Genomic DNA, 19,212 nt, shown 5'->3' on the forward strand with positions numbered 1-19,212 from the left:
TCCTCCCTTAGTTCCCCACGAGTAATGGGAAGACGAGTTCTTCGGTGCCGGTGAGGTCGCGCAGCCGGACGGTGATCTCCCACTGCCCCGACATCGGCAGCAGGGTCTCCGCGGCGTGGTAGCGGCCGGGGGCGCGGGCCGCCGCGGTCACCGGTTCCAGTGCGTGGCCCATCTGCGCCATCACCGGTTCTACGGTGACTTCCAGGCCCTCGGCCGGGTGCCCGAGCGGATCGGTGACCTCCACGTCGAAGCTGTTCAGCCCGGTCTTCGGCTGGTCGACCCGCAGGTGCACGGTGTGCCGCGCGGAAGCGGCCTGCGCGGTGGTGGCGCCGTCCGTGCCGCCCGGCCACAGCAGCCAGACCAGCACGGCCAGCAGCGCGATCCCGGCGATCGACAGCGCGACGGGTTTCTTCACGGGCGGTCTCCTGCCGGTACGTCGAGTTGCACGGGAGCGGTGAGCACGGCGTACTCGCGCATGCCCTGGAACCACAGGCGGTACCGGCCGGGCGCCGGGAAGGTGAAGGTGAACCGCGCCTCGGGGCCGTACGCGGCGACCGTCTCGTCGGGCCGGCCAGCGGCCGAGCGGCCGGACATCATCGGCAGTCCGGTCATCGAGTGCACGTGTGCCCAGGTCGGCGCGGTGGCCGCGGCCTCACCGACGGGCGTGCCGTCCGGCAGCGGGCCGACCACCATCAGGTGCCCGGTCATGCCCAGCCACGGCTGTAGCGTGGCAGTGTCACCGAACTTCGCGGTCATCGTGGTCGCGGCGTTCGCGCGGACCTCACCGGCGGTCAGCGTGACCGGCACCCCGCCGACGGTCTGCGTGCCGAAGCCCGGTGCCGGGGCCGGTGCGCCCGACGTACCCGTGACGTCCAAAGTGGACCGGAGCAGCTGCGTGCCGCCGCCGCGCCTGGCGACTTCGGCGGACAGCGCGTACCGGCCGGGTTCGGTGGCGGCGAACCGCGCGGTGTAGGTGCCGGGCGCGGTGCGCACCGGGTGCAGGTGCCACAACTGCCCGGACGGCCCGATGGCCACCAGGTGCACCAGCGCGTTGTGGTGCACCACCAGGTCGTCGGCGGGACGGCCGGTGGCGCTGTCGGTCAGGCGCAGGGTGAACCCGGCCGGGGCACCGCTCACCGCCAGGTTCAGCGGCGGCCGATTGGTGTCCATTGTGGACGGCGGGAGCGCGTGCGGGTCGTTGACCGAGTCGACGGTCGGGTCGAGCACGTCACGCGCGGGCGGCGGAATGCTCGACGACAGCAGCGCCGCGGTGATCGCCACGGCGAGCGCGGCCACCACGCCGGTCGCCGGAACCAGTGCGTGCCAGGACTTCCGCGCCCGCACCGCGGCGTACAGCGCCACCAGCAACAGCGCGCCCGCCGCGACAAAACCGCCGTATGCGGCCTTTTCCCACGGTGCCGGCACCTGCGCGGGCACCACGAACGGGATGCGCGCGACCTGCGTGCCGTCACCGATGGCCAGTTCCCACGGGCCAGCCTGGTCGACGGTGAGCAAGCCGCTGTACGTGCCCGGTGCCGCGCCGAGTTCCACCTGCGTGCGCGAGAACGCGGTCCCGCCGAAAACCGCGGCCAGCTCCAGCTTTCCCGGCGCGGTACCGGCGTGCGTGAGCACGTCCACGCTCAACGGCCCCGGCACCTCGGTCACCCGCCGGATCACCACGGTCAGTTCGCGCTCGCCCAGCGTCTGCGCCACGTGCACGTCGGTGCCGATCGGCCCGCCGTCGGCGGACGCCTGTCCCGCGCCCAGCAGAAAACCCAGCAACCCCACCAGAACGGCCAGCGCCCCCGCGCCCCACCCCTTGACCTTCACATCAACCGAAGTTAGAGAACCGGCCACCGCGAAGCGTCACAGCGGAGGGGGATTCCGGTGTCCCCAACACGGGGGACCACCCCGGGGGTCAGTCCCGGGGAGCTGCCCTGACCAGTCCGTGCTGGTAGGCGTAGACCACCGCGTGCACGCGGTCGCGCAGGCCGAGCTTCGACAGGATGCGGGACACGTGCGTTTTCACCGTCTCGTCCCCGACGTGCAGTTCCTCCGCGATTTCCGCGTTGCTGCGGGCGTCCGCGATGAGCAGCAGGACTTCACGTTCGCGCGAGGTGAGCCGGTCCAGTCCGGCGGGGCCGGCGGGCGGCTCGATGCTGGTGGTGAACCGCGAAACCAGCCGCCGGGTGACCGACGGATCGATCAGCGCGTCCCCGCGCGCGACCACCCGCATGGCCGAGACCAGTTCCTCCGGCGGCAGGTTCTTAAGCAGGAAGCCGCTCGCCCCGGCACGCAGCGCGCGGTAGACGTAGTCGTCGTGGTCGTAGGTGGTCAGCACCAGCACCTTCGTCTCGCAGCCGGGGGTAGCGAGGATGGCCTCGGTGGCGGCGAGCCCGTCGAGCTTGGGCATGCGCACGTCGAGCACGGCCACATCGGGGCGCAGGCGGGCCACCTCGGCGACCGCGGCCCGGCCGTCGGACGCCTCGCCGACGCATTCCAGGTCCGGCTGGGTGTCCAGCACCGCGCGCATGCCCGAGCGGAACATCGCGTGGTCGTCGGCGAGCAGCACCCGCGTGGTCATGCGTTCTCCAGTGGGAAGGTCGCCGAGATCAGCCAGTTCCGGCCGTCGTCCGTCGGTCCGCTGGAGAACTCGCCGCCGAACAACGCGACGCGCTGGCGCAGTCCGGCGAGCCCGCGCCGGGTGCCCTCGCCGGTGGTCGACGGGTGACCGGGCGCGATCGGATTGGTCACGCTCAAGGTGATCTCCTCGGTTCGGTAGCACAGCTTCACGTCAACCGGGCCGCCCGCGCCGTGCCGCAGCGCGTTGGTCAGGCCCTCCTGCGCGACCCGGTACACCGCGACGTCCACGGAACCGGGCAGCTCACCGGGCACGCCCTGGGTGCGCAGGCGCGCGGGCAACCCGGCCGCGCGCGTGCCCTCCAGCAGTTCCTCCAGATTGCCCACCCCCGGCTGGCGGACCGCGGCCTGTTCACCGTGCAGCAGGTCGAGCATGCGCCGCAGATCGGCCATGGCCGCGCGGCTGGACGTCTCCACCGCGGACAGCGACCGATGCACGGGGGAGTCGGGGGAGTCCAAGCCGTCGGTGAGCCCCAGCCTGGCGGCCCCGGCGTGCATGCCGATCGCGCTGACGTGGTGTGAGATGACGTCGTGCAGGTCGCGTGCGACCGAGCTGCGTTCCTCGGCGACGGCCCGGCGCACGGCGGCCTCCTCCCGGCGTTCCAGCTCGGCGATCCGCGCGCGCCGCTCGGTGGTGTAGCGGCCGACCAGCCACGGCAGCAGGGTGTTGGCCAGCAGGATCGCGCTGAGCAGGCGCCAGTCGCGCCCGGCGAGGTTGCGCTCCACCAGCTCGCCGATGATCGACCCGACGAGCAGCGCCAGCAACGACGCGACCGCGGGCAGCGTGCTCAGCCAGGCACCGGCGCGGTAACCGGCGATCAGCATGCCCGCGGTGTTGGAGGCCTCGGCGCCGGGCAGGTCGTTGAGCAGCAGCGGGGTCAGCGGGTAGAGCACCGCGTGGCCCAGTGCGACCAGGCCGGACAGCCGCGCCGGCCCGGCCAGCGCCAGGTCGGCGGCGATGGTGGCGAGCAGCACGGCCCAGGCCCGCCAGCTGGTCAGCGGCGGGCCGATCAGCACGGCCACCCCGGCGTCGGAGACCATGCAGACGACGGCGATCAGCCACGCCTGGCGCGCCAGCGCTCCGGTGATGTCCCGCACGAAGGCGAGCTTGGCACAACCGCCCTTCACAGGTGACGCACAGGCGTTCCACAGGCGCGGCCTACCCGGGTGTCCGACACTGCTGGTCATGACCGGTATGCCTGGGCGCGCGGTGCGCGTGCTCGTCGTCGATGACGAGCCGCCGCTGGCGGAGCTGTTGTCGATGGCACTGCGGATGGAGGGCTGGGAGATCCGCACGGCGGGTGACGGCACCACGGCGGTGCGCGTGGCGCGCGAGTTCCGGCCGGACGCGGTGGTGCTCGACGTGATGCTGCCGGACTTCAGCGGGCTCGAGGTGATCCGGCGCCTGCGCACCGAGTTCGAGCACCTGCCGGTGTTGTTCCTGACCGCGAAGGACGCCGTGGAGGACCGCATCGCCGGGCTCACCGCCGGTGGCGACGACTACGTGACCAAGCCGTTCAGCCTGGAGGAGGTCACCCTGCGGCTGCGCGCCCTGCTGCGCCGCGCCCGCGTGGTCAGTTCGGCGTCGGACTCGCTGCTCACCGTCGGTGACCTGACCATGGACGAGGACACCCGCGAGGTGCACCGGGCCGGTAAGCCGATCACGCTCACCGCCACCGAGTTCGAGCTGCTGCGGTACCTGATGCGCAACCCGAAACGGGTACTGAGCAAGGCGCAGATCCTGGACCGGGTGTGGAGCTACGACTTCGGCGGGCAGGCGAACATCGTCGAGCTGTACATCTCCTACCTGCGCAAGAAGATCGACGCGGACCGCGCGCCGATGATCCACACCATGCGGGGCGCGGGTTATGTCCTCAAGCCCGCGAGTTGACCTGCGGCGGCCGTGGTCGCTGCGCGGCCGCCTGATCGCCCAGGTGCTGGCCCTGCTGGCGCTGGTCTGCCTGGTGATCGGCGTGGTCACCGAGTTCGCCCTGCGTGACTTCCTGCTCGAACGCGTCGACAGCCAGCTCGCCACCATCGACAACCGCCCGCCCCCGCCGCCGCTGGGCGGGCCGCCGGGACCGCGGGTGCGCTTCGAACTCGGGCAGCCGCTCGACTCCGTCATCGGCATCGTCTACGACGGGCGGGTGCTGGACGCCCGGATCCTGGCCAACGGATCCGAAACCCAGCTCAGCCCGCAGGACGCGGCCACCTTCACCGGGCTGACCACCCCGCGCCGGCCGGTCACCATCACCATCGGCGACCTCGGCCAGTACCGGATGCAGGCGACCACCGGGCCGGAGGGGGAGATCCGGTTCAAGGCCCTGTCACTGGCCGACGTGAACGACACGCTGTGGCGGCTCGGCTGGACCTTCGGCGGGGTCGCACTCGGCGGGCTGGTGCTCGCGGGCGGGGTCGCCGCGCTGACCGTGCGCCGCACGCTGCGCCCGCTGGACCGGGTCGCGGCCACCGCCGCGCAGGTCAGCGAGCTGCCGCTGGACCGGGGTGAGCCAGCACTGCCGATGCGGGTGTCCGAAGTGGACACCGACACCCGGACCGAGGTGGGCAAGGTCGGGGCGGCGCTGAACCGGATGCTCGACCACGTCTCCGGCGCGCTGGCCGCGCGCCAGCGCAGCGAGAGCCGGGTGCGGCAGTTCGTCGCGGACGCCAGTCACGAGCTGCGCACCCCGCTCGCGTCCATCCGGGGATACGCCGAGCTGACCCGGCGCAGCACCGCCGAACTGCCCGCGGACTTCGTCTACGCGATGAGCCGCGTCGAATCGGAGTCGACCAGGATGACCACCCTGGTCGAAGAACTGCTGCTGCTGGCACGGCTGGACGAGGGACGGCCGGTGGTGCACGCCCCGGTCGAGCTGTCCGGGCTGGTCGCCGACGCGGTGGCCGACGCCCACGTGGCCGGTCCGGAGCACCGGTGGCTGCTGGACCTGCCCGCCGAGCCGATCAGCGTGGTCGGTGAGTCCGGGCAGTTGCAGCAGGTGGTGCTGAACCTGCTGAGCAACGCCCGCGCGCACACCCCGCCCGGCACCACCGTCCGAACTTCACTGTCGACAAAGGACGGTGAGGTGCGGCTGGTGGTGGCCGACGACGGGCCGGGCATCCCGCGTGACGTGCTGCCGGAGGTGTTCGAACGGTTCGCCCGCGGTGACAGCTCGCGCTCGCGGGCGGCGGGCAGCACCGGGCTCGGGCTGGCCATCGTGGCCGCGGTGGTCGCCGCGCACGGCGGAAAGGTGTGGGTGCGGAGCAAGCCGGGCCGCACCGAATTCTGCGTGGTCCTCCCCGTGACCACACCGCCATGAGCGGTTCACTTGTCGGCGGTGATCGCTTCATGTAGGCCGGGTTCGGTGTCCGAAGCCGAACTGAGGAGCACTCAATGCCGTTGAACCGACGGGATCTGCTGCGCGGGGCCGCCGCCGCGGGAGCACTGGGCGTGGCCTGGCCGCTGAGCGGCGGGCTCACCCTGGCCCAGGCGGAGGAAGCCGCCGCCGCACTCGGGGCCAGCTGGGACGAGGCCCCGTTCACCGTCGGCGTCGGATCCGGGGATCCGCTGCCGGAGAGCGTGGTGCTCTGGACCAGACTCGCGCCGCAACCGCTCGCCGAGGAACAACCGCTGCCGGAGACCGTCGAGGTGGAGTGGGTCGTGGCGACCGACACCGCGTTCCGGCGGCGGGTCGCGCACGGCACGGCGCCCGCCACCGCCGCGCTCGGGCACAGCGTGCACATCGCGGTCACCGGGCTCGAGCCCGCGCGGCGGTACTACTACCGCTTCCGCGCGCTCGGCAAGACCAGCCGCACCGGGCGCACCCGCACCGCGCCCGCCGGGCACGTCCGGCGCGTGCGCTTCGCCGCGGCCAACTGCCAGGCCTTCCACGACGGCTTCTACGCGGCCCACCGCGGGATCGCGCAGGAGGACCTGGATTTTGTGGTGCACCTCGGCGACTACATCTACGAGCACGGACAGGTCGGCGGTGACCACGTCCGCGACCACGAAGGCCCGGCGGTGACCACGCTGCCCGCGTACCGGCGGCGGCACGCGCTGTACAAGGGCGACCCGTCGCTGCGGGCCGCGCACGCCGCCCATCCTTGGTTCATCACCTGGGATGATCATGAGGTCGTCAACGACTACAGCGGCACCACGCCGTCGCTGCGCGCCCGCCGGGACGCCGGGTACCAGGCCTGGTTCGAGCACCTGCCGGTCCGGCCGGACCACCCGACCACACCGCAGGTCTACCGGCAGCGGTCGTGGGGCGACCTGCTCGACCTGTCGATCCTGGACCTGCGGCAGTACCGGTCGGCGCAGAACCTCCCCGACGGCACGATCCTCGGGGCCGAGCAGAAGGCGTGGCTGAAGGACCGGGTGAGCAACGCCGGTGACGCGTGGCACTGCTGGGTGAACTCGATCATGCTGAGCCAGCTGGCCAAGCCGGGCGGTGGTTACTACTTCACCGACCAGTGGGACGGCTTCCTCGCCGAACGCCGCGAGGTGCTCACCCACGTGCACGACACCGGTCTCGAAGACCTGGTGGTGATCACCGGCGACTGGCACTCCGCCTTCGTCGACGACATCCGCCCCGACTTCGACAACCCGGACGCGCCGGTGATCGGCACCGAGTTCACCGCGCACTCGGTCTCGTCAGGGGCCTACTCGCCCGAGTGGAACGCCGAGAACGGGCCGGTGATGGGCAAGGCCAACCCGCACCTCAAGTACTTCGAGGGCAACCGGTACGGCTACGACGTCTACGAGGTCACACCGCGGCGGTGGAGCACGCACATGCGGGTGATCGGCGACCGGCGCGACCCGAACTCGCCGGTCAGCACGCTGACCACGTTCCACGTCGACCGCGGCAAGGCCGGTTCGCACGAGGATCGCGGCACTCGGACCTCCCCGGCCCAGTACCGGCGTGATCGGTAGGTACACTGGTCGACGGACCCCCGCGGCGTCCATCCTGTGAACCTCCCCAGGGCCGGAAGGCAGCAAGGATAAGCAGGCTCTGACGGGTGCGGGGGTCCCCTTACGTTCCGGGGCTCGATGGTGTGTCGGTGCCTGCCGGTAGGCTTCCGCCGTGGCATTAGCGCTGTACCGCAAATACCGCCCGGCCACCTTCGCCGAGGTGGTGGGTCAGGAGCACGTCACCGAGCCGCTGCGCACCGCGCTCGCGGCCGGCCGGATCAACCACGCGTACCTGTTCTCCGGGCCGCGCGGCTGCGGCAAGACCTCCAGCGCCCGCATCATGGCCCGGTCGCTGAACTGCGAGCAGGGCCCCACACCCGACCCGTGCGGCGAGTGCGGTTCGTGCCGCGCGCTCGCGCCGGAGGGCAGCGGCAGCATCGACGTCACCGAACTCGACGCGGCCAGCCACGGTGGTGTCGAGGACGCCCGTGAACTGCGTGACAAGGCGTTCTACGCGCCAGCCGAGTCGCGGTACCGGGTGTTCATCATCGACGAGGCGCACATGGTCACCACGCAGGGCTTCAACGCCCTGCTGAAGATCGTCGAAGAGCCGCCAGAGCACCTGATCTTCATCTTCGCCACCACCGAGCCGGACAAGGTGCTCACCACCATCCGGTCGCGGACGCACCACTACCCGTTCCGGCTCATCCCGCCGAGTTCGATGCGCGAGCTGCTGGAGCGCAACGTCGCCGCCGAGGGCGTGCCGGTGGAGCCCGCGGTGTTCCCGCTGGTCATCCGTGCCGGTGGGGGGTCCGCGCGGGACACCCAGTCGGTGCTGGACCAGCTGCTCGCCGGGGCCGGGCCGGACGGCGTGACCTACGACAGGGCGGTCTCGCTGCTCGGGGTCACCGACGTCGCGCTGATCGACGACATGGTCGAAGGCCTGGCCGCCGACGATTCGACCGCGGTGTTCGGCACGGTCGAGCGGCTCGCCGAAGCCGGGCACGACCCGCGTCGCTTCGCCACCGACCTGCTGGACCGCCTGCGGGACCTGGTCATCCTCCGCTCGGTCCCGGACGCGGCGGCCCGCGGCCTGGTCGCGGCGCCGGAGGACGAGCTGACCCGCATGGTCGCGCAGGCCGAGCGGGCCGGGCTGGCCACGCTGTCGCGGTATGCGGAGATCGTGCACAACGGTCTGCTGGAAATGCGCGGCGCGACGGCTCCCCGGTTGTTGCTGGAGCTGCTGTGCGCGCGGATGCTGCTGCCTTCCGCCGCCGAGGGCGAGGCGGCGCTGCTGCAGCGGTTGGAGCGACTGGAACGCCGGGCCACGGTCGGTGGCCCGGTCGAAGGTGCCGCTGCCTCTGCTTCTGCTTCTGTTCCCGCCCCCGTTGCCTCCGGGACCGCCCCCACTTCCGCCGCAGCCCCTGCTGGGACCGCCTCTCCCAGCAGCGTCCCTGCAACTTCTGCTGCGGCCTCGGCAGGAGGCGCGGAGCGGTTCCAACGTCCGTCCCAGCGTCAGGCCGCGCCATCCGCCACTGCTACGCCACCCGCGCCTTCCGCGCCGCCGGAGCGCCCGGCGCCTGCGGCCGCCGAACAGCCAGCGGCTCAGGAACCGAGCGCGGAACCGGCGGCCCCGCCCGAGGTGACCGGTGGCATGGACGCGGCGGCCGTCCGCCGGGTGTGGCCGGAGTTGCTGGCGGCCATCCGCAAGATCCCCGGCGGCCGCAGCACCGAGGCGATGCTGACGCAGGCCGGGGTGCAGAGCGTCGACGGCACGTCCGTGGTCCTCACGCACTCCGCCGAACCGCTCGCGCGTCGCCTCGCCGAGCAGCACAACTCCGAGAAGATCGCCACCGCCCTGCGTGACGTGCTCGGTGGCGAGTGGCGGGTCACCTGCGTGCACGGCAACGCCAAACCGCAGGCCGCGGCGCCGCCACCGCAGCAGCGTCAGGCGCCACAGCAGCAGCACAGCGCACAGCAGGTGACCGAGGAGAAGCCGCAGCAGCGGTTCCGCCGGCCGTCCGAGGGCAGGCAGGCCCCGCCGCCGCCCCCGGAGCCGCCGAAACCGAAGGTGGCCACCACCGAGCCGGACATCCCGCTCCCCCCGGAACCCGAGGACGAGGACGAGTACCTGGAAGCGGCGACCACCCCGCCGCCCCCGAACGGCTCGGTCCCGCCGCCTCCGCCGCCGCCCACCCCGGCTGCGGACGAGGTGGAGGAAAAGGCGCACCGCCTGCTCTCGGAACAACTGGGCGCCCGCCCCCTCGACTGAGCAAACCCGTCACGAAGCCCAGGGGCCGTTTCCGGTGATCCGCGTCGGCGTGATGCGGACGATCACGGCGGTCGTCGAGCTGCGGTTTTCGAACGGATATCGCGGCAGCCCCAGATAACGCCGCGCCTGCGCGTCCATCAGCGCGTCGAACTCGCCGGGGATGTCCGGGCCGGTGACCACGGCGGTCCCGTGCAGCAGCAGGTATTGCCGCAGCCCGCGCACCTCGTCGTTCTCGTGGTCCTCGATGAGCAGGGTGACCCGCGGATCGCGGCGCAGGTTGCGTGCCTTCGGACGGGCGCCTTCCATGCCGATCAGGATTTCGTCGCCGTCGCGCTGGACCCAGACCAGCGAAGCCTGCGGCGATCCGTCGGGATTGACGGTGACCACGGTGGCGTGGTGGGTGGACTCGAACAACCGGTGCGTGCTCTCGGGAAGCTTCATGCACCCGACGTTAGGGAGCCGATGGGCACCCATCGGTACCCTGGGAACCGTGGGTGACTTTTCCGGTGGAGCGGACGTTTTCCTCGCCGACTGCCCAGCCCGGCTGGCCGTGGAGATCATCGCCGACAAGTGGGCGGTGGTTGTCGTCTTCGCGCTCAGCCGCGGCCCCCGGCGGCACGGTGACCTGATCGGGCTGATCGGCGGCATCTCGAAGAAGATGCTCACCCAGACCCTGCGCCGGCTCGAGCGCCACGGCCTGGTCGCCCGTCAGGTCCACGCCGAAGTGCCACCGCGCGTGGAGTATCGGCTCACCGAACTCGGTACCACGCTGGTGGAACCGATCGCCGTGCTGACCAAGTGGGCGGAGAACTGCGGCGAAGCCGTGGTCGACGCGCAAGAGCGCTTCGACACCCAGGCCGCGGGATAGCTCAGCCCCGGGATAGCTCAGCCGCCGAGGTAGCTCAGGATGCCGTTGGCGATCCCGGCCGCGTACTGCTGGCGTCCGTCCGAAGTGGACATGCGAGCGGCTTCGGTGGCGTTGCGCATGTTCCCGCATTCGACCAGCGCCGCCGGGCGTTCGGACAGGTTCAGCCCGGCCAGGTCGTTCCGCCCGGACAGGCCCTCTTCGCCGAGATAGTCCGAATACCGGAAACCGTTCTCCCGCAAGGAATCCCGCAGCGACCGGGTCAGCTGGGCAGAAGGCTCACCCTGTGCGTCGTTCAGCGGTGGTGACGAATAGGCGATGTGGAAACCGTTGGCACCGGGGGAAGTGTTGCCGTCGGCGTGGATGGAGACCACGGCCGCCGCCTTGGCCGAGTTGCCGATTTCCGCGCGCTGGTCGACGCACGGCCCGACCGAGCTGTCGTCCGCCCGCGTGTAGATCACCCGGATTCCTTTGTCCGTCAGGAGTTTCCCGGCGCGCTGCGCCACGTCGAAGGTGAACTCGTGCTCGGCGTAACCGTCGTTCGTGGTGGTCCCGGTGGTGTTGCAGGGCTTGGTCCGCCCGCGACCGGCGGGCACCTGGCGCTTGATCGCCGCCGGGCTCGCCGCGTTGCCGCCGTTGTGCCCCGGGTCGAGCACCACCACCGGCGCTTCGGCGGGCGGTGTGCTGCTGGACGGTGCCGGGGCCGGACTCGACGAAGAAGGCGGCGGAGAAGAAGGCAGCGAAGGCGGAAGAGACAAAGGTGCGGCGGGCGACGGAGCAGGTGTTTCCGCCGAACAACCAGCCACCAGCAAGACCGCCGTCACGGCCAGCGCCCGTCGAATCACACCGACACCGTGTCACACCGGCGGCCCCGGCTAGGCTGGAGGTAGGCGTACTCACCCGAGCTAGTGATCGGATTCAACATGGTGCAACCCGGCGGCGGTGGCTTCGACATGCAGCAGATCCTGCAGCAGGCGCAGAAGATGCAGGAGCAGCTGGTCAGCGCGCAGGACGAACTGGCGAAGGCCGAGGTCACCGGTACCGCGGGCGGTGGGCTGGTGACCGCGGTGGTCAGCGGCGGGCTCGAGCTGAAGAGCCTGACCATCGACCCGAAGGTGGTCGACCCCGAGGACACCGAGACCCTGGCCGACCTGGTGGTGGCCGCGGTCCGCGACGCCACGGCCAACGCGCAGAAGCTCACCGAGGAGAAGCTCGGCCCGCTGGCCGGCGGCCTCGGCGGCGGCATGCCGGACCTCGGCGGCCTCGGCCTGCCGGGTCTGCCCGGTCAGTAAGGCAGCGACCTTTGTACGAAGGGGTAGTCCAGGACCTCATCGACGAGCTCGGGCGGCTGCCCGGGGTCGGGCCGAAGAGCGCCCAGCGCATCGCCTTCCACCTGCTCGGTGCCGATCCGGTGGACATCGGCCGGTTGCAGGAGGTGCTGGGCAAGGTCAAGGAGGGCGTGCAGTTCTGCGAGATCTGCGGCAACGTCTCCGAGCAGGTCAACTGCCGCATCTGCCGCGACACCCGGCGCGACCTCTCGCTGATCTGCGTGGTCGAGGAGCCCAAGGACGTGCTCGCGGTGGAGCGCACCCGCGAGTTCAAGGGCCGCTACCACGTGCTCGGCGGCTCGCTCGACCCGTTGTCCGGCATCGGCCCGGAGCAGTTGCGCATGCGTGAGCTGCTGGCCCGCATCGGCGGTGAGGAGGTCACGGAGGTCATCATCGCCACCGACCCGAACACCGAGGGCGAGGCCACCGCGACCTACCTGGTCCGCATGCTGCGCGACTTCCCCGGCCTGACCGTCACGCGGCTGGCCTCCGGCCTGCCGATGGGCGGTGACCTGGAGTTCGCCGACGAACTGACCCTGGGGCGGGCGCTTTCGGGACGCCGCGCCCTGTGATCGCCGAGCGGGTGCTCGCGGGACGGCCCGCGCTCGGTGGCGTCCGGCTGGTCGCCATCGACGGGCCGTCCGGTGCGGGCAAGACCACGCTCGCCGAGAACCTGCTCGCCGACTTCGCCGAGCGCGGCATCGACGCGCTCGGCATCGGCACCGACGAGTTCGCCACCTGGGACGACCCGGTTTCCTGGTGGCCGCGCCTGCGTGACGGGGTGCTCCGCCCGTTCGCGCGCGGCCTCGGCGGTGCCTATCGCCGGATGGACTGGACCACCGGCATCCCCGTGCCGGGTGAGTTGATCACTGTGCGTGTGCCGGAAGTACTGGTGCTGGAGGGGGTTTCCGCGGGCCGCGCCTCGGTGCGTGCTCACCTGACGTGTCTGGCCTGGCTCGATGGTCTGGACCAGGCAACTCGCTTGGAACGCGCGGTTTCGCGCGACGGGGAAAGGGAGCGGAAGCACCTTTCCGACTGGCAGGACTTCGAACTCGGCTGGTTTGCCGCCGATCGCACCCCGGCTGCGGCAACCGTGCGCATCGAGTCCAATGCGGTGCGTCCGTTTGCACCAGTGGGCCCGAAATTCGCCACCCACAGTCACCATTCGTGAGCGTATTGCGCCGACGGTGTCACTCACGTAGCGCGATCGTAACCTCGCGTGCTTAAGTGAGCGCCCGATAACCGACTAGTGTCGGCCACCACACCAATGTGCCGCCCGGTTGTCCGATATCCGGGCGGTCTCGATCTGAACATGTCCAAGGGGTGCCAACATGCTCCAATCGCGAGGCGCTCGAACGCGCCGTATCGCCCTGATCGGGCTATCCGGTGCGCTCGCGCTCTCTGTGACCGCCTGTGCCGAATCCCAGCGCGACGCCGGGAGTGACAACGCGGGCACGTTCATCTTCGGAGCCGCCGGCAACCCGAAGATGTTCGATCCCATCTTCAACGACGAGGGTGAGACCTTCCGCATCACGCGGCAGATGTACGACACGCTCCTGCAGAACAAGCCGGGCACCGCCGAGGTGGTCGGCTCGCTCGCGGAGAAGTGGGAGCCGAGCAACGAGGGCAAGACCTGGACGTTCACCCTGCGCAAGGGCGTCACCTTCCACGACGGCACCCCGTTCAACGCCGCCGCCGTCTGCTTCAACTTCGACCGCTGGTTCAACATGAAGGGCCAGGCGGCCCAGAGCCAGATGATCTACTACGGCGACGTCTTCGAGGGCTTCGCGGCCAACGAGGGCGACGCGGCCGGTGACCCGGTCTACAAGAGCTGCGAAGCCAAGGACGACTCGACCGCGGTGCTCAACCTGAACAAGGCCAAGGGCGCTTTCCCGGCCGCGTTCACCCTGCCGTCGCTGTCCATGTCCAGCCCCGAGGCGCTGAAGAAGTACAACGCCGACCAGGTCACCCAGACCGGCGACTCCTTCTCCTACAGCGACTACGCGAACCTGCACCCGACCGGCACCGGTCCGTTCAAGTTCGAGGGCTACGACCAGGGCAAGGGCGAGATCACCCTGGTCCGCAACGACTCCCACTGGGAGAAGGCCAAGCTCGACAAGCTCATCTTCAAGGTGATCAAGGACGAGAACGGCCGCAAGCAGGCGCTGAAGACCGGCGACATCCAGGGCTTCGACTACCCGGCGCCGGCCGACTACCAGCTGCTGCGCAACGAGGGTCAGAACGTGCTGATCCGCCCCTCGTTCAACGTGCTCTACCTGGGCATCAACCAGTCGGGCAACCCGAAGCTGCAGGACGTGAAGGTGCGTCAGGCGCTGGCCCACGGCATCAACCGCGACCAGTTCGTGAAGAGCAAGCTGGCCGAGGGTTCCGAGGTCGCCACCGAGTTCGTGCCCAAGGCGATCGCCGGGTACACCGAGGACGTGCCGAAGTACGCGTACGACCCGGAGAAGGCCAAGCAGCTGCTCAAGGAAGCCGGTGCCGAGGGCCTGTCGCTGAAGTTCTACTACCCGACCGAGATCACCCGGCCGTACATGCCGAACCCGGCGGACACCTTCACCTCGATCTCCGAGGACCTCAAGGCCATCGGCATCAACATCGAGCCGATCGCCAAGCCGTGGAACGGTGGTTACAAGGACGACGTCCAGAAGCTCGGCAAGCACGACCTGCACCTGCTGGGCTGGACCGGTGACTACAACGACACCGGCAACTTCATCGGCACCTTCTTCGGCCGTGAGAAGCCGGAGTTCGGCTTCAAGAACGACGCGTTGTTCCAGGCCCTTTCGGCCGCCGACGCCACGCCGGACGAAGGCCAGCGCGCCCAGGCGTACCAGGGCGTGAACAAGCAGATCATGGAGTACCTGCCCGCGGTCCCGATCGCGTACCCGACCCCGGCGCTGGTCGTCGGGCCGAAGGTGCAGGGCATGGTGCCCAGCCCGCTCACCGACGAGCGCTTCAACACCGTGAGCCTGGGATAGTCCACTGCGCTGACGTATAGCCGACCAGGGGCGGGACGCGTATTCTGCGTCCCGCCCCTTGGCCCGCCACCACTCTGGGCTATTAGAGAGACCGTTTCCCATGCTCCGATTCATCGTGCGTCGGTTGCTACAAGCGATTCCGACGCTCCTGATTCTGTCCATCCTTGTTTTCGCCTGGCTCCGCGCTTTGCCCGGTGGACCAGCGGGTGCGCTGCTCGGCGACAAGGCCACTCCGGAAAAGATCGCCGAACTCAACCAGATCCTCGGCCTCGACCAGCCGATCTTCATCCAGTACTTCAAGTTCCTCGGCCGGGTGCTGACCGGTGACTTCGGCAGTTCGCTGATCTCCACCCAGCCCGTGCTCTCCGAGATCGCCTTCGCCCTGCCCGCGACCATGGAACTGTCCATCGCCGCGCTGCTGCTCGCGGTCGGCCTCGGCATTCCGCTCGGTTACGTCGCCGCCCGGTTCCGCGGCGGTTTCCTGGACAACGCCACCATCATGGCCACCCTGGTCGGGGTCGCCGTGCCGGTGTTCTTCCTCGGTTACCTGCTCCAGTTCGTCTTCGCCGAGAAGCTGGGCATGTTCCCGGTCGGCGGACGGCAGGACACCCTGATCGGCGCCACCGACGTCACCGGCTTCGCCGTGCTCGACGGCATCCTGACCCAGGAATGGGACGCCTCCTGGGACGCCATCGTGCACCTGGTGCTGCCCGCGGCGGCGCTGGCCACCATTCCGCTGGCGGTGATCGTCCGCATCACCCGGGCCTCGGTGCTCGACGTGATGAACGAGGACTTCATCCGCACCGCCCAGTCCAAGGGCCTGGCTGGGCCGACCATCCGGCGGCGGCACGTGCTCCGCAACGCGCTGCTCCCGGTGGCCACCACCATCGGCCTGCAGACCGGCCTGCTGCTCGGCGGGGCCGTGCTGACCGAGCGGGTGTTCAACCTCAACGGCATCGGCTCGCTGCTGGCCGAGGGCATCGAACGGCGTGACTACCCGCGGCTGCAGGCGCTGATCCTGCTCGGCGCGGTGGTCTACGTGCTGGTGAACATGCTGGTCGACATCTCCTACGGCATCATCGACCCGAGGGTGCGTGTGCGATGACCAACATGTTGTCCCGCAAGAAGGACAAGGTCGACGACCTCGCCGCCACCGCCGCCGGGCACAGCCTGGCGCAGCAGGCGTTCCGCCGGATGGCCCGCAGCCCGGTGGCGATCACCGGTGCGGTGATCACCGGGTTGTTCCTGCTGCTGGCGATCTTCGCCCCGTTCATCGCGCCGAAGGACCCGTACGAGCGCTACCTCCAGGGTGAGGTGGCGCTGGGCCAGGGCATCATTCCCGGCCCGCAGGCCGGTTTCCCGCTCGGCGTCGACGACTTCGGGCGCGACCTGCTCTCCCGCATGCTCGTCGGGGCGCAGCAGACCCTGCTGGTCGGCGTGATGGCCACGCTGATCGGCCTGGTCATCGGCATGATCATCGGTGGCATCGCGGGCGCGTTCGGCGGCTGGATCGACACCGTGCTGATGCGCCTCGTCGACGTCATGCTGTCCATTCCGAGCCTGCTGCTGGCCATCTCGATCGCCGCGCTGGCGGCGAAGCCGAGCCAGTGGACGGTGATCATCGCGGTCGCCATGGTCAGCGTGCCGATCTTCGCCAGGCTGCTGCGCGGCACCATGCTCGCGCAACGCTCCAGCGACCACGTGCTGGCGGCGACCGCGCTCGGGGTCAAGCGGCACACCATCGTGCTGCGCCACATGCTGCCGAACTCGCTGGGCCCGGTCATCGTGCAGGCCACGCTGACCCTGGCCACCTCGATCATCGAGGCGGCCGCGCTGTCCTTCCTCGGTCTCGGCGACCCCGACCCGACCCGCGCGGAATGGGGCCTGATGCTGGGCAAGGCGGCCAGGCAGTTCCTGGACATCCGCCCGGAACTGGCCTTCTACCCGGCCATCGCGATCATCATCGTGGCGCTGGGCTTCACCCTGCTCGGGGAGTCCATGCGCGAGGCACTCGACCCGAAGAACAGGCGGTGAGATGAGATGGCTCTGCTCGAAGTACGCGACCTGAAGGTCGTCTTCCAGCGCAAGGGCGAGCGGCCGTTCACCGCGGTGGACGGGGTCAGCTTCGACGTGGAACCCGGCCAGACGGTCGGCCTGGTCGGGGAGTCCGGCTGCGGCAAGTCGGTCACCTCGCTGGCGATCATGCGGTTGCTGGCCAAGCGCGGCAACAAGGTCACCGGCTCGGTCAAGTTCGAGGGCACCGACCTGCTCAAGCTGGGCGAGGGCGAGATGCGGGACCGGCGCGGCCGGGACCTCGGCATGGTCTTCCAGGACCCGCTGTCCTCGCTGAACCCGGTGATCCCGATCGGCATCCAGGTCACCGAGGTGCTCGAACGCCACCGCGGGCTGTCCCGCAAGGCGGCCATGGTGGAGGCGGGCGACCTGCTGGCCAAGGTCGGCATCCCGGACCCGACGCGGCGGCTGACGGAGTACCCGCACCAGCTCTCCGGCGGGATGCGGCAGCGCGCGCTGATCGCGATCGCGCTGGCGTGCCGTCCCCGGCTGCTCATCGCCGACGAGCCGACCACCGCGCTGGACGTCACCATCCAGGCGCAGATCCTGGCGCTGCTGCAGGAACTGGTCCGCGACACCGGCACCGCGCTGATCATGATCACGCACGACCTCGGCGTGGTCGCCGGGCTGTGCGACGAGGTCAACGTGCTCTACGGCGGCCGGATCGTGGAGCGGGCCGAGCGGCACTCGCTGTTCGCCACCCCGCGACACCCGTACACGCACGGGCTGCTCGCCTCGATCCCGCGGCTGGACGCCGGACGCGGGGAGAAGCTGGTGCCGATCCGCGGTTCGGTGGCCGACAACATCCCGTGGGACGGCGGGTGCGCCTTCGCGCCGCGCTGCCCGAACGCGCTGGACACCTGCCGCCAGGTGACCCCGGAACTGGAGCCGGACGGCCCCGGCCTGCTGCGCTGCCACAACCCGGTGCAGCTGGAGACCGCGGCCACCGCGGGGGAGGGAACCCGATGACCGAGGCGAAGAACGACGTGCTGGTCAGCGTCGAGGGCCTGAAGGTGCACTTCCCGATCAAGCGTGGTGTGGTGATCGACAAGACCGTCGGTTACGTCTACGCGGTGGACGGGGTCGACCTGTCCATCGAGCGGGGCGAGACCTACGGCCTGGTCGGCGAGTCCGGCTGCGGCAAGTCCACCCTCGGGCGGGCGATGCTGCGGCTGACCGAGCCGACCGAGGGCTCGGTGGTCTTCGACGGCACCGACGTGGCCAAGCTCAAGGGCGAGAACCTGCGCAAGATGCGCCGGCGGATGCAGATGATCTTCCAGGATCCGCTGTCCAGCCTGGACCCCCGCCAGTCGGTGGAGTCGATCCTGGTCGAGGGCATGCGCGCGCACGGGCTGGACAAGGGCAAGGAGCAGACCGCGACGCGGCTGCGCGAGCTGCTCGACTCGGTCGGGCTGCCGGAGAGTTCGCTGCGGAAGTACCCGCACGAGTTCTCGGGTGGACAGCGCCAGCGCATCGGCATCGCGCGGGCGCTGGCGGTGGAGCCGGACCTGATCGTGGCCGACGAGCCGGTGTCCGCGCTCGACGTGTCGGTGCAGGCGCAGGTGGTCAACCTGATGGAGGAGCTGCAGGACCGCCTCGGGCTGACCTACCTGGTGATCGCGCACGACCTGGCCGTGGTGCGGCACATCTCCGACCGGATCGGCGTGATGTACCTGGGCTCGCTGGTGGAGGAGGCCGACTCCGACGCGCTGTACGAGGAGCCGCTGCACCCGTACACCAGGGCGCTGCTCTCGGCGATCCCGGTGCCGGACCCGGTGGTGGAGGACAGCCGCGAGCAGATCCTGCTCGCCGGCGACCTGCCCTCGCCGGCCAATCCGCCGACCGGCTGCCGCTTCCACACGCGGTGTCCGTGGAAGCAGGAGACGCTGTGCGACACCGACCGTCCGCAGCTGCGCGTGCTCGAAGGCGCGGCGGCCGGGCACCGGGTGGCCTGCCATTGGGCCGAAGACATTCGCGACGGCCGGATCCAGCCGCACGCGGTGTCGGCGGAACTGGTCGAGGTGGACCCGGGCGTGAATCCCGACGTCCCGCACGTGGCCTCGGTCGTCGAGGCGATGGACGTCTGAGCGCGGGCAGATAACGGCCCCATCGGCTTTCCGCCGGTGGGG

The 19,212-nt window shown here is 70.4% G+C and carries 19 protein-coding genes and 1 other RNA gene; 14 read left to right on the forward strand and 6 right to left on the reverse strand.

Features of this window, described 5'->3' with window-relative positions:
• Window positions 1–7 precede the first annotated feature (7 nt).
• From YIM_RS01890 to YIM_RS01905, 4 genes are all read right to left on the reverse strand, one after another.
• Entirely contained in the window at window positions 8–415 is a 408-nt protein-coding gene (locus YIM_RS01890; protein WP_153028691.1) for a FixH family protein, read from the reverse strand.
• Entirely contained in the window at window positions 412–1,830 is a 1,419-nt protein-coding gene (locus YIM_RS01895; RefSeq protein WP_228004499.1) for a hypothetical protein, read from the reverse strand. Before YIM_RS01895 ends, YIM_RS01890 begins: the two co-directional genes overlap by 4 nt.
• 88 nt (window positions 1,831–1,918) lie before the next feature.
• Window positions 1,919–2,584, reverse strand: coding sequence for a response regulator transcription factor (locus tag YIM_RS01900; RefSeq protein ID WP_153028692.1), 666 nt, complete (start codon window positions 2,582–2,584; stop codon window positions 1,919–1,921).
• The gene (locus YIM_RS01905; RefSeq protein ID WP_153028693.1) at window positions 2,581–3,738 is read right to left on the reverse strand and encodes a sensor histidine kinase; all 1,158 of its coding nucleotides are present in this window, start codon (window positions 3,736–3,738) and stop codon (window positions 2,581–2,583) included. The genes YIM_RS01900 and YIM_RS01905 overlap by 4 nt, the downstream gene beginning before the upstream one ends.
• An 88-nt stretch (window positions 3,739–3,826) precedes the next feature.
• On the opposite strand from YIM_RS01905, the gene YIM_RS01910 reads away from it, so the two are divergent.
• From YIM_RS01910 to YIM_RS01930, 5 genes are all read left to right on the forward strand, one after another.
• Window positions 3,827–4,531: a response regulator transcription factor gene (locus YIM_RS01910; protein WP_153028694.1), complete on the forward strand. Its 705-nt coding sequence runs from the start codon at window positions 3,827–3,829 to the stop codon at window positions 4,529–4,531.
• Window positions 4,509–5,957, forward strand: a complete 1,449-nt coding sequence (locus tag YIM_RS01915; RefSeq protein WP_153028695.1) for a cell wall metabolism sensor histidine kinase WalK — start codon at window positions 4,509–4,511, stop codon at window positions 5,955–5,957. Before YIM_RS01910 ends, YIM_RS01915 begins: the two co-directional genes overlap by 23 nt.
• Before the next feature lie 74 nt (window positions 5,958–6,031).
• The gene (locus YIM_RS01920; RefSeq protein WP_153028696.1) at window positions 6,032–7,570 is read left to right on the forward strand and encodes an alkaline phosphatase; all 1,539 of its coding nucleotides are present in this window, start codon (window positions 6,032–6,034) and stop codon (window positions 7,568–7,570) included.
• Between the two features lie 9 nt (window positions 7,571–7,579).
• Window positions 7,580–7,678, forward strand: an RNA gene (ffs, locus tag YIM_RS01925) — signal recognition particle sRNA small type.
• Between the two features lie 43 nt (window positions 7,679–7,721).
• Window positions 7,722–9,821: a DNA polymerase III subunit gamma and tau gene (locus tag YIM_RS01930; protein ID WP_153028697.1), complete on the forward strand. Its 2,100-nt coding sequence runs from the start codon at window positions 7,722–7,724 to the stop codon at window positions 9,819–9,821.
• A gap of 9 nt (window positions 9,822–9,830) precedes the next feature.
• On the opposite strand, the gene YIM_RS01935 is transcribed toward YIM_RS01930, so the two are convergent.
• Complete coding sequence (locus YIM_RS01935; RefSeq protein ID WP_153028698.1) at window positions 9,831–10,262, reverse strand: PPOX class F420-dependent oxidoreductase; 432 nt, start codon at window positions 10,260–10,262, stop codon at window positions 9,831–9,833.
• Window positions 10,263–10,311: 49 nt separating this feature from the next.
• Between YIM_RS01935 and YIM_RS01940 the strand changes: the two genes are divergently transcribed.
• A complete protein-coding gene (locus tag YIM_RS01940) occupies window positions 10,312–10,689 on the forward strand; it encodes a helix-turn-helix domain-containing protein (protein WP_153028699.1) in 378 nt (125 codons plus the stop codon).
• A 17-nt stretch (window positions 10,690–10,706) separates the two neighbouring features.
• Here the strand turns inward: YIM_RS01940 and YIM_RS01945 are convergent, their stop codons facing one another.
• On the reverse strand, window positions 10,707–11,348 hold the full coding sequence (locus YIM_RS01945; protein WP_370468944.1) for an N-acetylmuramoyl-L-alanine amidase: 642 nt from the start codon (window positions 11,346–11,348) through the stop codon (window positions 10,707–10,709).
• Window positions 11,349–11,609: 261 nt separating this feature from the next.
• On the opposite strand from YIM_RS01945, the gene YIM_RS01950 reads away from it, so the two are divergent.
• The 8 genes from YIM_RS01950 (at window position 11,610) to YIM_RS01985 (ending at window position 19,170) form a co-directional block, all read left to right on the forward strand.
• The gene (locus tag YIM_RS01950; protein ID WP_153028700.1) at window positions 11,610–11,978 is read left to right on the forward strand and encodes a YbaB/EbfC family nucleoid-associated protein; all 369 of its coding nucleotides are present in this window, start codon (window positions 11,610–11,612) and stop codon (window positions 11,976–11,978) included.
• 11 nt (window positions 11,979–11,989) lie between these two features.
• Window positions 11,990–12,586 (forward strand): recombination mediator RecR, encoded by a 597-nt coding sequence (recR, locus tag YIM_RS01955; RefSeq protein ID WP_153028701.1) that lies wholly within the window; start codon window positions 11,990–11,992, stop codon window positions 12,584–12,586.
• Complete coding sequence (locus tag YIM_RS01960) at window positions 12,586–13,185, forward strand: uridine kinase (RefSeq protein WP_228004947.1); 600 nt, start codon at window positions 12,586–12,588, stop codon at window positions 13,183–13,185. Before recR ends, YIM_RS01960 begins: the two co-directional genes overlap by 1 nt.
• A 160-nt stretch (window positions 13,186–13,345) precedes the next feature.
• Window positions 13,346–15,010 carry an ABC transporter substrate-binding protein gene (locus YIM_RS01965; RefSeq protein WP_153028702.1) on the forward strand — a complete coding sequence of 555 codons (1,665 nt, stop codon included), beginning with the start codon at window positions 13,346–13,348 and terminating at the stop codon, window positions 15,008–15,010.
• A gap of 100 nt (window positions 15,011–15,110) precedes the next feature.
• On the forward strand, window positions 15,111–16,115 hold the full coding sequence (locus tag YIM_RS01970) for an ABC transporter permease (protein ID WP_153028703.1): 1,005 nt from the start codon (window positions 15,111–15,113) through the stop codon (window positions 16,113–16,115).
• On the forward strand, window positions 16,112–17,044 hold the full coding sequence (locus tag YIM_RS01975) for an ABC transporter permease (RefSeq protein WP_153028704.1): 933 nt from the start codon (window positions 16,112–16,114) through the stop codon (window positions 17,042–17,044). The genes YIM_RS01970 and YIM_RS01975 overlap by 4 nt, the downstream gene beginning before the upstream one ends.
• A gap of 6 nt (window positions 17,045–17,050) precedes the next feature.
• Window positions 17,051–18,052: an ABC transporter ATP-binding protein gene (locus tag YIM_RS01980; protein ID WP_153028705.1), complete on the forward strand. Its 1,002-nt coding sequence runs from the start codon at window positions 17,051–17,053 to the stop codon at window positions 18,050–18,052.
• Window positions 18,049–19,170: an ABC transporter ATP-binding protein gene (locus YIM_RS01985; protein ID WP_153028706.1), complete on the forward strand. Its 1,122-nt coding sequence runs from the start codon at window positions 18,049–18,051 to the stop codon at window positions 19,168–19,170. The genes YIM_RS01980 and YIM_RS01985 overlap by 4 nt, the downstream gene beginning before the upstream one ends.
• The last annotated feature ends 42 nt before the right edge of the window (window positions 19,171–19,212 follow it).

Origin of the sequence: Amycolatopsis sp. YIM 10 (genome assembly GCF_009429145.1) — a bacterium.
Taxonomy (GTDB): domain Bacteria; phylum Actinomycetota; class Actinomycetes; order Mycobacteriales; family Pseudonocardiaceae; genus Amycolatopsis.

Bases quoted from the DNA above. Each gene is read 5' to 3' on its own strand.
- YIM_RS01915 (WP_153028695.1), top strand. From the start codon at position 4,509: ATGTCCTCAAGCCCGCGAGTTGACCTGCGGCGGCCGTGGTCGCTGCGC.
- YIM_RS01920 (WP_153028696.1), top strand. From the start codon at position 6,032: ATGCCGTTGAACCGACGGGATCTGCTGCGCGGGGCCGCCGCCGCGGGA.
- YIM_RS01935 (WP_153028698.1), bottom strand. From the start codon at position 10,262: ATGAAGCTTCCCGAGAGCACGCACCGGTTGTTCGAGTCCACCCACCAC.
- YIM_RS01985 (WP_153028706.1), top strand. From the start codon at position 18,049: ATGACCGAGGCGAAGAACGACGTGCTGGTCAGCGTCGAGGGCCTGAAG.
- YIM_RS01965 (WP_153028702.1), top strand. From the start codon at position 13,346: ATGCTCCAATCGCGAGGCGCTCGAACGCGCCGTATCGCCCTGATCGGG.
- YIM_RS01900 (WP_153028692.1), bottom strand. From the start codon at position 2,584: ATGACCACGCGGGTGCTGCTCGCCGACGACCACGCGATGTTCCGCTCG.
- YIM_RS01975 (WP_153028704.1), top strand. From the start codon at position 16,112: ATGACCAACATGTTGTCCCGCAAGAAGGACAAGGTCGACGACCTCGCC.
- YIM_RS01980 (WP_153028705.1), top strand. From the start codon at position 17,051: ATGGCTCTGCTCGAAGTACGCGACCTGAAGGTCGTCTTCCAGCGCAAG.
- YIM_RS01970 (WP_153028703.1), top strand. From the start codon at position 15,111: ATGCTCCGATTCATCGTGCGTCGGTTGCTACAAGCGATTCCGACGCTC.
- YIM_RS01910 (WP_153028694.1), top strand. From the start codon at position 3,827: ATGACCGGTATGCCTGGGCGCGCGGTGCGCGTGCTCGTCGTCGATGAC.
- YIM_RS01950 (WP_153028700.1), top strand. From the start codon at position 11,610: ATGGTGCAACCCGGCGGCGGTGGCTTCGACATGCAGCAGATCCTGCAG.